At 63.6% G+C, this 13,586-nt stretch carries 11 protein-coding genes and 1 tRNA gene; 6 read left to right on the top strand and 6 right to left on the bottom strand.

Translation table 11 applies throughout. The annotated features are described in order from the left end of the window. Positions 1-138 precede the first annotated feature (138 nt). A tRNA-Pro gene (locus SMD10_RS12530) sits at positions 139-215 on the top strand. Between the two features lie 633 nt (positions 216-848). On the opposite strand, the gene SMD10_RS12535 is transcribed toward SMD10_RS12530, so the two are convergent. The 5 genes from SMD10_RS12535 to SMD10_RS12555 all read right to left on the bottom strand — a co-directional run bounded on the left by SMD10_RS12535 (position 849) and on the right by SMD10_RS12555 (position 6,588). After that, positions 849-1,868 carry an ABC transporter ATP-binding protein gene (locus SMD10_RS12535; RefSeq protein WP_331686036.1) on the bottom strand — a complete coding sequence of 340 codons (1,020 nt, stop codon included), beginning with the start codon at positions 1,866-1,868 and terminating at the stop codon, positions 849-851. Beyond that, a complete protein-coding gene (locus SMD10_RS12540) occupies positions 1,861-2,898 on the bottom strand; it encodes an ABC transporter ATP-binding protein (protein ID WP_432757233.1) in 1,038 nt (345 codons plus the stop codon). Before SMD10_RS12540 ends, SMD10_RS12535 begins: the two co-directional genes overlap by 8 nt. Continuing rightward, positions 2,895-3,818, bottom strand: a complete 924-nt coding sequence (locus tag SMD10_RS12545; protein ID WP_432757234.1) for an ABC transporter permease — start codon at positions 3,816-3,818, stop codon at positions 2,895-2,897. Before SMD10_RS12545 ends, SMD10_RS12540 begins: the two co-directional genes overlap by 4 nt. Beyond that, positions 3,815-4,738: an ABC transporter permease subunit gene (locus SMD10_RS12550; protein WP_331686038.1), complete on the bottom strand. Its 924-nt coding sequence runs from the start codon at positions 4,736-4,738 to the stop codon at positions 3,815-3,817. Before SMD10_RS12550 ends, SMD10_RS12545 begins: the two co-directional genes overlap by 4 nt. A gap of 269 nt (positions 4,739-5,007) precedes the next feature. Next, positions 5,008-6,588, bottom strand: a complete 1,581-nt coding sequence (locus SMD10_RS12555) for a peptide ABC transporter substrate-binding protein (RefSeq protein ID WP_331686039.1) — start codon at positions 6,586-6,588, stop codon at positions 5,008-5,010. Positions 6,589-6,836: 248 nt separating this feature from the next. On the opposite strand from SMD10_RS12555, the gene SMD10_RS12560 reads away from it, so the two are divergent. Together SMD10_RS12560 and SMD10_RS12565 are read left to right on the top strand one after the other, a co-directional pair. Next, positions 6,837-6,968, top strand: a complete 132-nt coding sequence (locus SMD10_RS12560) for a hypothetical protein (RefSeq protein ID WP_331686040.1) — start codon at positions 6,837-6,839, stop codon at positions 6,966-6,968. 306 nt (positions 6,969-7,274) lie between these two features. Beyond that, the gene (locus tag SMD10_RS12565) at positions 7,275-9,395 is read left to right on the top strand and encodes a catalase (RefSeq protein WP_331686041.1); all 2,121 of its coding nucleotides are present in this window, start codon (positions 7,275-7,277) and stop codon (positions 9,393-9,395) included. 82 nt (positions 9,396-9,477) lie between these two features. Here SMD10_RS12565 and SMD10_RS12570 read toward each other — a convergent pair whose 3' ends face one another. After that, positions 9,478-10,314 (bottom strand): universal stress protein, encoded by an 837-nt coding sequence (locus SMD10_RS12570; protein ID WP_331686042.1) that lies wholly within the window; start codon positions 10,312-10,314, stop codon positions 9,478-9,480. Positions 10,315-10,710: 396 nt separating this feature from the next. Between SMD10_RS12570 and SMD10_RS12575 the strand changes: the two genes are divergently transcribed. From SMD10_RS12575 to SMD10_RS12585, 3 genes are all read left to right on the top strand, one after another. Next, positions 10,711-11,289, top strand: a complete 579-nt coding sequence (locus SMD10_RS12575; RefSeq protein ID WP_331686043.1) for an NAD(P)H-dependent oxidoreductase — start codon at positions 10,711-10,713, stop codon at positions 11,287-11,289. A 91-nt stretch (positions 11,290-11,380) separates the two neighbouring features. Then, positions 11,381-12,913, top strand: a complete 1,533-nt coding sequence (locus SMD10_RS12580; RefSeq protein ID WP_331686044.1) for a bifunctional aminoglycoside phosphotransferase/ATP-binding protein — start codon at positions 11,381-11,383, stop codon at positions 12,911-12,913. A 333-nt stretch (positions 12,914-13,246) separates the two neighbouring features. Next, a complete protein-coding gene (locus tag SMD10_RS12585; RefSeq protein WP_331686045.1) occupies positions 13,247-13,507 on the top strand; it encodes a hypothetical protein in 261 nt (86 codons plus the stop codon). Positions 13,508-13,586: the final 79 nt, after the last annotated feature.

Genomic DNA, 13,586 nt, shown 5'->3' on the forward strand with positions numbered 1-13,586 from the left:
TGGGGAGGCTGGCGAAACGGGGCTGGATTCCAGGCAGTCAACCAGAAAGATGATGCGACGTGACAATTCGACCGCTTCCGATGGCTTCTGGCGCTTGCGGGCCGGCGATGGGTCGGTTATATCCCCACCCGCCGGTCACGGAGTGTAGCGCAGTCTGGTAGCGCACCTCGTTCGGGACGAGGGGGTCGCAGGTTCAAATCCTGCCACTCCGACCAGCATTTTCAAGAAAATCCAGATGCTTTGTCGTCCGTTTCTGGGGCGTCCGCGGCGTTTTTCTTTCGGCCTGCGGCGATCATGCCGTTCCGGCATGAAGCGCGCGGCGCCGTGGCTGCGCGCCGGGTTTCATCCGCATCAAAGCGACTATCGGTTACTCAGCCTGTTCTGAGTCCGCTGGACCAGGGTGTCCCAGTCTCGAGCGTCACGCTCGGCCGTTCGCGCCGAAGCGGCGGCCGCTAGGTCTTCCTTTGGCGCCAGGGCGTATCCCAGCGTCACGGCGGCGGGCAGTGACGCGATCAGACACACCAGGAAAACCATCCGTCCCGGTGTCCGCCACTTTCCCCATTTTTCTCGCATCAGAAGGCTCCTGTGTTGTCACGGCTCCTTCTGCCATCGAACTTTTTCGACCGCGCTAAAAGAATGCGTCGATTCGAAACGATCGGTCGGCAGCGGCGATTCCGTGACCCGACTGCCCCACTTGGCACGACCCATTCGCTGGTTCGGCGAACGACGCGTTACCTATCGGCCTGCCCTTGTCCGCTGCCCGCCCACCCATCGCGGCCTATCGGCAGCCGAGAAGGCGCGGACATCCCAACGCGACATCTCGTGGTCGCCGACCTGGAGATCTGCGCCTAGTCTGCGGCAGCGGCCAGATTGTCGGCTTCGGCCACCACCTCGTCGGCGAACAGGCACGCCGAGACGTGGCCCTCTTCCACCGGCGCCAGCGGCGGCGGCGTTTCCGAGCAGACCGGCCGGGCGATCGGGCATCGGGTGTGAAAGGCACATCCCGAGGGTGGATTGATGGGCGAGGGTGGATCGCCCTGCAGCACGATCCGCTCGCGTTGCCGTGCCACTTTGGGATCCGGAATCGGAGCCGCCGAGAGCAACGCGCGCGTATAGGGATGCGCGGGCCGGGCGAACACCTCGGCCCGCGGCCCGAGTTCCACGACGCGTCCGAGATAGAGCACCAGGATGCGATCGGAGACCAGGCGCACCACCGACAGGTCGTGGCTGATGAAGATCAGCGTCAGGCCCAGCCGATCTCTCAGACCCTTCAAGAGATTGACGATCTGTGCCTGGATCGAGACGTCGAGCGCGGAAACGGGCTCATCGCAGACGATCAGTTTCGGCTCGGTGATGATCGCACGCGCAATGCCGATGCGCTGGGCTTGGCCGCCCGAGAACTCGTGCGGATAGCGGTTGATCATCTCCGGCGCCAGGCCGACTTCCTCCATCGCCTTGGTCACCCGTTCGCGGCGCGCCTTGCGGTCGAGCTTCGGCTCGGCGACGCGCAGGGGTTCGGCGATGATGTCGGCGACCGTCATGCGCGGATCGAGCGATGCGATCGGATCCTGGAAGATGATCGACAGGTCGCGGCGCGCCTTGCGCATTTCCTCGTCGGAGAGATGCGTGAGATCGCGGCCCTGCCAGACCACGCGGCCGGCCGTCGGCTCGATCAGCCGCAGAATGGAACGGCCGAGGGTCGACTTGCCGCAGCCGGATTCGCCGACGATGCCGAGCGTCTCGCCTTCCTTGAGGTCGAAGGAGACGTCGCTCACCGCCTTGAGCTTGGGTGTCGCGGCAAACGGGTTTCGAGCCCGCAGTTCGAAGACTGTGGACAGGTTTTCGACCGATAGCAGGGCATCAGCCATGGGGCGCCTCCCGAGCGGTTGCTTCGGCTGCCGTACCGGCCTGTGCATCGATAAACGGGAACCAGCAGGCGGCTCGGCGTCCCGCTTCGACGGTATCGAGGGGCGGACGCTCGCGCACGCATTTCTCCTCGGCGAAGCGGCAACGCGGATGGAAGGCGCAGCCCGACGGCGGATGGATCAGGTTCGGCGGACGCCCGGGGATCGGTTCGACGGCCTCGGCCTCCCGGTCGACGCGGGGAATGGAGCGCATCAGGGCGGCGGTGTAGGGCATCGCCGGCCGCTCGAAGACGGCATCGACCACGCCTTCCTCGACGATCCGCCCGGCATACATGACGGCGACGCGGTCGGCGATGCCGGCCACGACGCCGAGATCATGCGTGATCAGCACCAGCGCCGTGCCGGAATCGATGGTGAGATCGCGAAACAGGTCCAGGATCTGGGCCTGGATCGTCACGTCCAGCGCGGTCGTCGGCTCGTCGGCGACGATCAGCTTCGGGCGGCAGAGCAGCGCCATGGCGATGACCACGCGCTGGCGCATGCCGCCGGACAGCTCATGCGGATACTGGTTGATGCGCCGCTCGGCATCGGGAATGCCAACCTTCTTGAGCATCACGAGCGCCTCACGCTCGGCCTCGCGGCGGCTCATGCCGCGGTGGATCTCCAGGGTCTCGGCCAGTTGCCGTTTGATCTTCATCGCCGGATTGAGGGCGGTCATCGGATCCTGGAACACCATGGCCATGTCGCGGCCACGGACCTTGTCGAGCTGCTCCGGCGTCTTGGCGAGCAGGTCGCCGGCATCGGAGAACTTGGCCGCGCCGGCGGTCCTGGCATTGCCGGCGAGCAGGCCGAAGACGCCGTTGAAGGTCTGGCTCTTCCCGGACCCGGATTCGCCGACCACCGCAACGGTCTCGCCCACGTGGATTTCCAGGTCGAGACCGCTCACCGCCTGCACGGTCCCGTCGGGCGTATCGAAGGCGACGGTATAGCCGTCGAGCGAGAGGAGGGGAGCTTGGATGGTATCCATCGTCACCGATCCTTCGGGTCAAAGGCGTCGCGCAGGCCGTCGCCGATGAAGGCGAAGGACAGGAGCAGCGAGACAAGCACGGCACCGGGGAAGAACAGCAGCCAGGGCATGACCTGCATGACGCCGGCGCCTTCCGAGATGAGCGTTCCGAGCGAGGTCAGCGGCTCTTGAACGCCGAAGCCCAGATAGGACAGGAAGCTTTCGGTGATGACGATCTCCGGAATGGTCAGGGTGGCGTAGATCACCACCGGACCGACAAGGTTCGGCACGATATGGCGCAGGATGATGGGCAAGGTGGCCACGCCCGAGGCCCGCGCCGCCTCGACGAATTCGCGTTCTCTCAGCGACAGGGTCTGGCCGCGCACGATGCGCGCCATGGTCAACCATTCGAGCAGGCCGATGGCGGCGAACAGAAGGAAGACGTTGCGGCCGAACATCACCATGAGGAGGATGACGAAGAGCAGGTAGGGCAAGGCGTACATGACGTCGACGAAGCGCATCATCGCCTGGTCGACGCGTCCGCCGATGAAGCCTGCCAGCGCGCCATAGAGGACGCCCACGGTCACCGAGACGGACGTGGCGATGATCGCCACCGTCAGCGAAACGCGAGTGCCGTAGAAGACGCGGGCGAGCAGATCGCGGCCGTTCTGGTCGGTGCCGAAATAGTGGCCGGATTCCAGCGAGGGCGGGACGCGGATGGCGCCCCAGTCCGGCGTCTCGTAGTCGAAGGGAATGAAATAGGGGCCGAAGATGGCCAGGAGGATGATCAGGGTGAGGACGATCAACGCTCCGACAGCAGCCTTGTTGGCGCGCAGACGACGCATGGCGTCGCGCATCAGCGAGCGGGGCTTGCCCACAGGCATGTCGGTATCGGGAACGAGGAAGCGTTCTTCCAGCGCCTCGCGTTTATCCACGTAGAGGGTCATCGCGTCCTCACTTTCGGATCGAGCCAGGCGTAGGTGAGATCCACGATGAGGTTCAGCACGAGGATCAGCGACATGTAGAAAATCACCGTGCCGAGCACCATGCCGTAGTCGCGGTTGAGCGCCGCGCCGACGAAATAGCGGCCGACGCCGGGAATGCCGAAGATCGATTCCACGACGATCGATCCGGTGAGAAGATATCCGGCCGCCGGGCCGAGATAGGAGATCACCGGAGTGAGCGCCGGGCGCAGGGCATGGCGCAGTACCGTGCGCCGGCGGCCGATGCCCTTGGCCTTGGCGGTCTTGATGAAATTGGCATTCATCGTCTCGATCATCGAGCCGCGCATCAGTCGCGAGATGCGGGCGATGTGCGACAGCGACAGAACGGTGACCGGCATGATCAGGTAGGGAAGCGAGCCGTCGCCCCAGCCGCCGACCGGCAGCCAGGCGAGATTGACACCGAAGACGAGCTGCAGAATGGGAGCGGTCAGGAAGTTCGGCACCACGAGGCCGGTCATCGCCACGGCGGCGATCAGATAATCGCCCGCCCGGTTCTGGTAGAGAGCGCCGAGGATGCCGGCGGTGATGCCCACGGTCACGGCCAGAACGAAGGCGCAGGTGCCCAGCGTCATGGTGTAGGGCAGGCCGATGGAAATCTGCTGCGCCACCGTGAAGTCCTTGGTGACGAAGGACGGCCCGAGGTCGAAATGCGCCAGCCGCGCCAGATAGCGCAGGTACTGGAAGACCAGCGGATCATCCAGGTGGTAGTAGGCGCGCAGATTTGCCAGAACCTCCGGCGGCAGGGCCCGTTCCTGGTCGAACGGCCCGCCCGGAGCGAGCCGCAATATGAAGAAGGCCGCCGTGATCGCGATCAATATGACCGGCAGCGTCGTCAGCAGACGACGCGAGGCGTAGGAAAGCATAGGGACACCTCTCCTGGCGTGGATCAAGGCGGACGAAACGCGGACCGACGCTTCCTCCGACGGCTCGTGCGTCCATCGGCGCTGAGAATGCGCCGATAGGCTTCGCCGGAACCGACGGTCGAGGCCGCCGGGCGGTCGCCGTTTCGCGGCCTGATACGGCCTCGATCCCACAAGGAAATTGATCTGACGCAGAGGACGCGATACGCGATGCGCCTCTTAAACAGAAACGACGAGGCAGCAGGGCCGCCCCGTCGAAACTGCTCCAGAGTTTATTCGGCCTTGGTCATCCAGCGCGTGCGATGGATGTCGAATGCATTGTCCTCAAAGCCGGTGATCTTCGGCGAAACGACGTTGCGCGAAGCGTAGAAGTAGATCGGAATGGCGGCGGAATCGTCCATCGCGATCTTCTCGGCCTGCTTCAGAAGCTTGGCGCGCTCCGCCATGTCGGTGTCGGCATTGGCCTCGTCGAGCAGCTTGTCGAAGTCTGGATTCGACCACTGGCCGTAGTTCATCTCGATGCCCGACTTCAGCAGGTTCAGAAAGTTGTCGGGATCGTTGTAGTCGGCCAGCCAGCCGGCGCGCGCCACCTCGAAATCGCCCTGGCGCAGGTCGGCGTAATGGACCTTGACCTCGGTGTTGTAGAGTTCGACGCTGACGCCCAGCGGCTTCCACATGGCGGCGATCGCCACGGCGATCCGCTTGTGGTTGTCGTTGGTGTTGTAGCGCAGGGTCACGTTGAGCGGCTTGTCGGGGCCGTAGCCGGCCTCGCTCAGCAGTTCCTTCGCCTTCTCGACCTTCTCGTTGTAGGGCAGGTCGGCCCAGTCGACCTTGACGTCCTCGCCTTCATAGTTGGCCATGCCGGGCGGCACCCAGCCATAGGCCGGCAGTTCCCCTGTGCCGAGGATCTGCGGACCGATCACCTCGCGGTTGATCGCCATCGACAGCGCCTGGCGCACCCGCACGTCGTCGAAGGGCGGTTTCGAGGAGTTCATCACGTAGTAATAGAGACCGGCGAACGGCGCGACATGCGCTTCGCCGGGACGGTTTTCCTGCAGCCATTCGTACTGGTCGGTCGGAAATTGCGTCAGGATGTCGAACTCGCCGGCGAGATAACGCTTCAGCGCCGCCGAATTGTCCTCCAGCGTGAAGAACTTCACGCCGTCGATCTTGAGGCTGTCGGCATCGTGCCATTGGTCGTTCTTCTCGGTCAGCACATGGCTGCCGGGAATCCATTCGGTCGGCTTGTAGGGGCCGTTGGTGACGATGTTGCCGATCTGCACCCACTGGTCGCCGACCTTATCGATGAGGTGCTTGGGCAGCGGATAGGCGGTGTAGTGGGTGAGTGCGCCGAGGAAATAGGGCGTCGGGCGCTCCAGGGTGATCTCCAGCGTCTTGTCGTCGGTCGCCTTGACGCCGAGCTGGTCGAGATCGTCGATCTGGCCGGTGTTGATCGCCTCGGCATTCTTGATGGTGTACTGGAGATAGGCGTATTCCGCAGCGTTCTTCGGGTCCATCAGCCGCTTGAAGGCGAAAACGAAGTCGTCCGCGGTGACGGGCTCGCCATCGGACCACTTTTCGTCGTCGCGCAGCTTGAAGGTGTAGACGAGGCCGTCATCGGAGACTTCGTAGCTTTCGGCGGCGCCCAGGATTGGCTCGGCGTTGACGTCCTCGGTCATCAACCCTTCGTAGATGTCGCCGGCGACGCGGTTTTCCCAATCGCCCGATATCCTCTGAGGATCGAGTGACGTGACGTCACCGCCATTGTGCAGATTGAGCTGAACCGCCCCCGCTGTCCCAGCCCACAGTAACGACGTTAGCGCTACCGCAACGCTTATCGATTTAAAGCCCATCTCCGATAACCTCCTTGTTTGGCTGCGCGTTTCGGCGATCGTTTTCTACACATACGATCGTACGGTCATTGTCCATAGCCGATCGCAACCATGTGTGGATACCGCCTTATGGTGTGACTCCGGGCGTGGCGATTTGGCGCATCGCCCTTGTCGAGGGCTTCCGTCATTATCATCTTTCGCGAATTCGACTGGAACCGGTCGCCGCCTTGTCGCGTCTGGATGACAGAGACGAAACTTTGGGGATGATCATGTCCGCAGTAGAGATCGTGGATGCTCTGGAGGAGCATCTGATCACTGAAGCCGAGGCCGTCGAACAGGCCTGTGTCGAGTCTGTCGACGAGCTTTACGAAGTCGCTCATCGCGACCACGACGAGTTGTAGAGACCTCCCAGTCCGATGGAACCCATGGGCTGGTCGCCTGGATGAGCGGCCGGCCTCATTGGGCTTGCTTTTCCGCCCCGTTTCAGCGCTGAAATCGGCTGGTGATCCCGCCGGTCGATGACCGCTTGCGATCGCTTGCGCCAAGTCCTGCTTAAACTGTCTTCCATCATCCCTTCTGATCGCTAGCTGGCTTCAGACAAAACCCCCTCCCGGCCCGGAACGCAGCTTGGAACCGTTCTGTTTTGCGCTTACGGAGCGGCTCGCAATGCCGCCCGTCCCACACGCAAAATTGAGAGGGCGAAAGAGATGGCCAAGCAGAAGGGACAGACGGGGCTCGCGGCTAAAGAGCTGGGCGAGCAGAAGATCTTGCGCGGCACCGGTGGTGAGACCCATCAGGTTGCCCAGGGCAAGGCGCCGGTCATGACGACGGCACAGGGCGTGCTGGTTCGCGACGACCAGAATTCTCTGAAGGCGGGACGGCGCGGGCCGACCCTGCTCGAGGATCAGATTTTCCGCGAGAAGATCTTTCACTTCGATCACGAGCGCATCCCGGAACGCGTGGTCCATGCGCGCGGCTTCGGCGTTCACGGATATTTTGAAACCTACGAGTCGCTTGCCGACCTCACGCGTGCCGATCTCTTCCAGCGCGCCGGCGAGAAGACCGAGGTCTTCGTGCGCTTTTCCACCGTGGCCGGCAACAAGGGATCGGCCGATCTGGCCCGCGACGTCCGCGGCTTCGCGGTCAAATTCTATACCAAGGAGGGCAACTGGGACATCGTCGGCAACAACATCCCGGTGTTCTTCATCCAGGATGCGATCAAATTCCCCGATCTCATCCATGCCGCCAAGCAGGAGCCTGATCGCGGCTTCCCGCAGGCACAGACGGCGCACGACAATTTCTGGGATTTCATCTCGCTGACGCCGGAATCGATCAACATGGCGCTGTGGATCATGTCCGACCGGACGATCCCGCGCTCTTTCCGGTTCATGGAGGGTTTCGGCGTCCACACCTTCCGGATGATCAACGCCAAGGGCAAGTCAACCTTCGTCAAGTTCCATTGGAAGCCGAAGCTCGGTCTGCAGTCCGTCGTATGGAACGAAGCGCTGAAGCTGAACGGCGCCGATCCGGACTTCCACCGCCGCGATCTCTGGGACGCCATCAAGATGGGCGACTATCCGGAGTGGGAACTGGGACTGCAGCTTTTCGACGACGATTTTGCCGACAGGTTCGACTTCGACATCCTCGATCCCACCAAGATCATCCCCGAGGAAGAGGTGCCGGTCAAAATCGTCGGCAGGATGGTGCTCGACCGCTGCGTCGACAACTTCTTCGCCGAAACCGAGCAGGTCGCCTTCCATACCGGCAATCTGGTGCCCGGCATCGACTTCACCAACGACCCGTTGCTGCAGGGACGCAACTTCTCCTATCTCGATACGCAGCTCTCGCGGCTCGGTTCGACCAACTTCACCCACCTGCCGGTCAATGCGCCGCGCGTGCCCGTGCATCATTTCCAGCAGGACGGCCATATGGCCATGCACAACCCGACGACGCGGGCCAACTACGAGCCGAACTCGTGGGGAGATGAGGGCGGCCCGCGCGAATCTCCGGAGGCCGGATTCCCGACCTATCCGGAAGAGATGTCGGGGCCCAAAGAGCGCGTTCGTTCGGAGACTTTTGCCGATCACTACAGCCAGGCGCGGCAGTTCTACCTGTCGCAGACCGAGACCGAGCGAAACCATATCGCCGCCGCCTTCACATTCGAACTGTCGAAGTGCGAGCGAATGGATATCCGGTCCCGTGTCGTCGCGCATCTCCTCAACGTCGACGAAGACCTGGCCAAGACGGTGGCCAAAAATCTCCGGCTGAAGGACGTTCCGGCGCCGGCCGACGCGGCGATGCCGACGAACATGGAGCTCGAGGAGTCGCCCAAGCTCTCGATCATTCTGAACGGACCGGATAGTTTCAAGGGGCGCAAGCTCGGCGTCCTCGTCACAGACGGCGTCGACGCCGGTCTGGTGTCGGCCTTGAAGACGGCGGTGGAAAAGGAGGGCGGGCTCATCGAGTTCGTCGCGCCGATGGTCGGCGGCGTGGAGGCCTCGGACGGCACCTGGATCGAGGCCAAGCAGAAGATCGATGGTGGTCCGTCCGTTCTCTACGATGCCGTTGCCGTGCTGACGTCGGACGAAGGCGCGAGCCTTCTCGGCAAAATGCCGCCGGCGAAGGATTTCGTGAGCGATGCCTTCGCCCATTGCAAGTTCATCGGCTATTCGGAAGAGGCCATGCCCTTGTTCGAAAAGGCGGGGATCGCCTCCGACATGGACGACGGCTGCGTGGCTCTGGCCAAGGACGCCGACGCCGCGAGCTTCGTGTCGATGCTCGGCAAGCTGCGGGTGTGGGAGCGCGAGCCCCAGGTCACGGTGCTCTGATCGACCTTTACCGGGCGACGAAAAACCGCGGGGAGCGGGGCTCTCCGCGGTCTTGAACTTAAGCGCCTCTCTTGGAGCGCCGTCAGCGCGCCAGCATGATGGGCGTCTGGGGCTCCTCGATCATCGACCGGGTGACGCCGCCGAACAGGCGCTCGCGCAGGCGCGAGTGGCCGTAGGCGCCCATGACGACGAGATCGGCAGCGACGTCGGTGGCATGCTGGTTGAGGATGTCGGACACCGAGCGGCCGGCGTTGGGAAGGCGATCCAGTTCGACTTTTACGCCGTGCCGGGCGAGATAGGTTGCCACATCGGTGCCCGGCTCGCCGCCGACTTCGCGGCTGCTGGCGTCCGGATCGACCATCGTGATGTGGACCTCGTTTGCATCATAGAGAAGCTCGATGCTTTCGCGGATGGCGCGAGCCGCCTCGAGGCCGGGTGCCCAGGCCACCATGATCGACTTGGGCTTCAGGGTCGCACGGCCGTTCTCCGGCACGATCAGGACCGGGCGAGTGGCCTCGAACAGAGCGCCGTCGAGCACATTGGTGCGCAATGCGTCGTCGGTGGCAAAGGCGGGGCCGAGGATCACCAGATCGGCGAAGCGGGCGCGCTGGGCAACCGAATGGGAGGTGCTGACGGCTTCGGGATAGATGCCGTCGACATCGAAGGAGACCGAGCCGTCCGACAAGGTTTCCCTGATTTCGGCAACCCGCTCACGCAGCGTCGTCATCTCGGACCGGCGATCGTAGAGCCAGTCCTCGGAAATGATCGCGGCGTATTCGCCGATCGGCGGCGGCGAAGCGACCGACACCACGAGAACCGACAGATGCGCATCGACCTCTTGGCAGAGCCGCTTCGCGACTTCGACGTCATTGCGGGAATGATGAACTCCCACGACGCTTAGAACTGACTTGAAACGCATTGTCTTCCTCCTTCCAGACGTGCCGTGACGGGGCACCTCTTCCCCCATCCACGGCACGGGAGAAGCGATCCGCGATGAGTGCCGACCGGTTCATATGGAACGTCAGAGCGTCGATCAAGCTCGGTCGGAACGCAAGATCGACCATGCGACAATCCGCTGAAGGTGCCTAGCCGAACCACTCGTGACAGAATGGCGCGACCGGGCGTTCATCGGCCTTTGGATTGCGGTCTTCTACCGGCGATCGTGCCGCGGCTGCGACGAAATCTCCCGCAAAATTTCGACAAACCAAGGACTTGTAGTATGCAGCTCGCCGCTGTGAAGGTGCCTTGATCGAGCGCAATGACCAACTTATGCGGGCACGCAACAAAGGGTTTCTGGCGTTTTTGAGACTGTACCATGCGTATCTTGGTGATCCAGGGGCATCCCGACGAGAACGAGGCGCGGCTCTGTCGGGCACTCGCTGCCGCCTACTGCGAGGGGGCGCGGGCCGCCGGACACGAAGTCACGCAACTCGACGTGACGACCCTGAATTTTGCGATCCTGCGCTCCGCCGCCGAATTCGAGTATGGTCAGGCCCCCGACATTCTGCGGTTCGCCCAGGACGAGATCCGCTGGTGTCAGCACATGGTGCTGGTCTTCCCGATCTGGCACGGGACTCTGCCGGCCCTGCTGAAGGCCTTTCTCGAACAGGTGTTGCGGCCGGGCTTCGGCTTTCAGATCATCGAGAAGGGACCGCCCCGGAAACTGCTGAGTGGGCGTTCGGCGCGCATCGTGGCGACCATGCGCACGCCGCCGCTGATCTATCGGCTGTTCTATGGCGCCCATGGGATCGGCGTGCTCGACAAGAGCGTCCTTGGCCTGTGCGGCTTCAGGCCGGTCCGGCATACGCTGATCGGCAACATCGAAAAACTCGGCACACGGGGCGTCGCGCGGCGTCTCGAGAGTATGCGGAGGCTGGGCAGGACCGCGCGCTGAGGTCCGGTGGGGAAACGACCTTATTGACGAGGCGATCGACTTCGACTGCGCCGAGCGAGGACGATACGCCAGGAGCACCGGGGAGGGAACGATGGCGATCACCGACGAGGACGAGATCATCGCGTTTCTCGCCTCCGACGAAGGATTCGGCCCGAGCAAGCCGGAAATCGTCAGGACCCATATCTCCGTCGTCCTGCTGACCGACGATCGGGCGATCAAGCTGAAGCGGGCCGTCACGCTGCCCTACGCCGATTTCTCGACACCGCAGCGCCGTCTGGAGGCCTGCCGGGACGAACTGCGACTGAACCGGCGGACCGCCCCGGAGCTCTATCGCGACGTGCATCGCGTTACCCGCCGACCCGACGGCGGCCTGATGCTCGATGGTGACGGGGACCTCGTCGACGCCGTGGTCGAGATGGAACGCTTCGAGGCGGATCAGCTGTTCGACGCCATGGTCGTGCACGGCGAGTTGACGCCGGACCTCATGACAAGGCTGGCCGCCCGGATCGCCACCTTTCACGACCTTGCGGCGGTCGATTCGGACCGTGACGGGGCCGGCCGGATGGCGGCCGTGCTCGACGTGAACGAGCGCGGGCTAAACTTGACGGACGTGTTCGACGAGGACGAGGTCGAGCACTTCAACGCTTTTTTTCGCGCGATGCTCGACCAGCACGCCGGATTGTTGGACGAGCGTGCCGCGGCGGGCCATGTGCGCCACTGCCATGGCGACCTGCATTTGCGCAACATCTGCCTGTTCCGGGGCGAGCCCACCTTGTTCGACTGCCTCGAATTCAATCCGGAGCTGGCGACGACGGACGTCCTCTACGACCTCGCCTTCCTCCTGATGGATCTGTGGCATCGCGATATGCGTGGGCTCGCCAACCTCGTGTTCAACCGCTACCTCGACGACGCCGACGAGGAAGACGGGTTGGCGTTGCTGTCCTTCTTCATGGCAACGCGCGCCGCGGTTCGCGCCCACGTCACGGCGGCGCAATGTCGGGACGCGAAGGACGCCGACGCCGACCGGCTCGCCGCCGAGGCGCGCTCCTATTTCGATCTCGCCAAAAGACTGTTGGAGCCGCGCGAACCCGTGTTGCTGGCGGTCGGGGGGCTTTCCGGCTCCGGCAAGTCGACGGTGGCCGCTGCCCTCGCTCCCGATGTCGGCCCGCCGCCCGGCGCGCGAGTTCTGTCCAGCGACCGCCTGCGCAAGCGTCTGTTCGGCGTGTCGCCGCAGACGCATCTGCCGGCCGAAGCCTATCTTCCGGAGGTCTCGCGCAAGGTCTATGCGCGGCTTGCCCTCGGCGCCGGGCAGGTGGTGCGGTCCGGCATGGCGGCGATCGCCGATGCCGTCTTCGAGCGGCCTGCGGACAGGCGGCGGATCGCCCAGGCGGCCGAGCGCGAACACCGGCCCTTCTGCGGGCTGTGGCTGCAGGCATCCCTCGATGTCATGAAGCAGCGGGTCGCCGATCGAGGCAACGATATTTCCGACGCCACGGGCGCGATCGTCGAAGGCCAGGTCCGCCGGCTGGGGGTGGTCGAGTGGCCGCACGTGGACGCCTCCGGCGAGATCGGTTCGGTGTGCGCTGCAGCGCTTCGGACGGTTGGGCGCAAGTCGGGCGTTTAGAACGATTCGTGTTATATTGCGGTGCGTTAGAACAAAAATTGATGCGCTAAAGAACAGTTTTGCCATTCCCTCGATGCAGCGCGGTTGCTATATTCGGTTGACAAGATATTCGATCTGGCCGGCGTGAGAATTCAGCTGGTCGCTTCGCCTAGAGGATGGATGAGGCGCAACGTCCAATCCTTCGATCGCAGGGGCTGATCGGCCTCTGCCACTTGCGTTCATCCGCGGATTTCGCGGCATTTGCGGCTGGTATCGGTTGGGAGCCGTGGCCGGCCAAGAGGATGCAAGGACCTCCACTGCGACGTCTTGCAAATCGATCGGGGGAGGACAGAGATGTATACGAGGCATGTTGACTATGTCGTCGAGCCGTGGGGCGCCGAATGGACGGTGTCGATGCGCGGCGAGCGGGCAGGGCGGTTTCCGTCGCGTCTGGCCGCCTTGCGCTCGGCCGTCGGCGATGCGCAGCGGGTCGGCCGGATGGGGTTCGATGTCGCCGTCTGGATGCGGCATTCCAACTGGGCTTCGCGCCGGTTGCCGGACCGCTTCGTGAACAGCGGCGAGATTCATTGGACCTCGCTGCCGAGGATTCAGTAGGCATTCGCCGGGAGCGGATCGCCAATCGGCGCCCGCCTCCGGTCTGAACATTTGGTGCCGGGCGTGGCTAACGCCCGGC

The organism is Consotaella aegiceratis (assembly GCF_036541425.1).
GTDB lineage: Bacteria > Pseudomonadota > Alphaproteobacteria > Rhizobiales > Rhizobiaceae > Consotaella > Consotaella aegiceratis.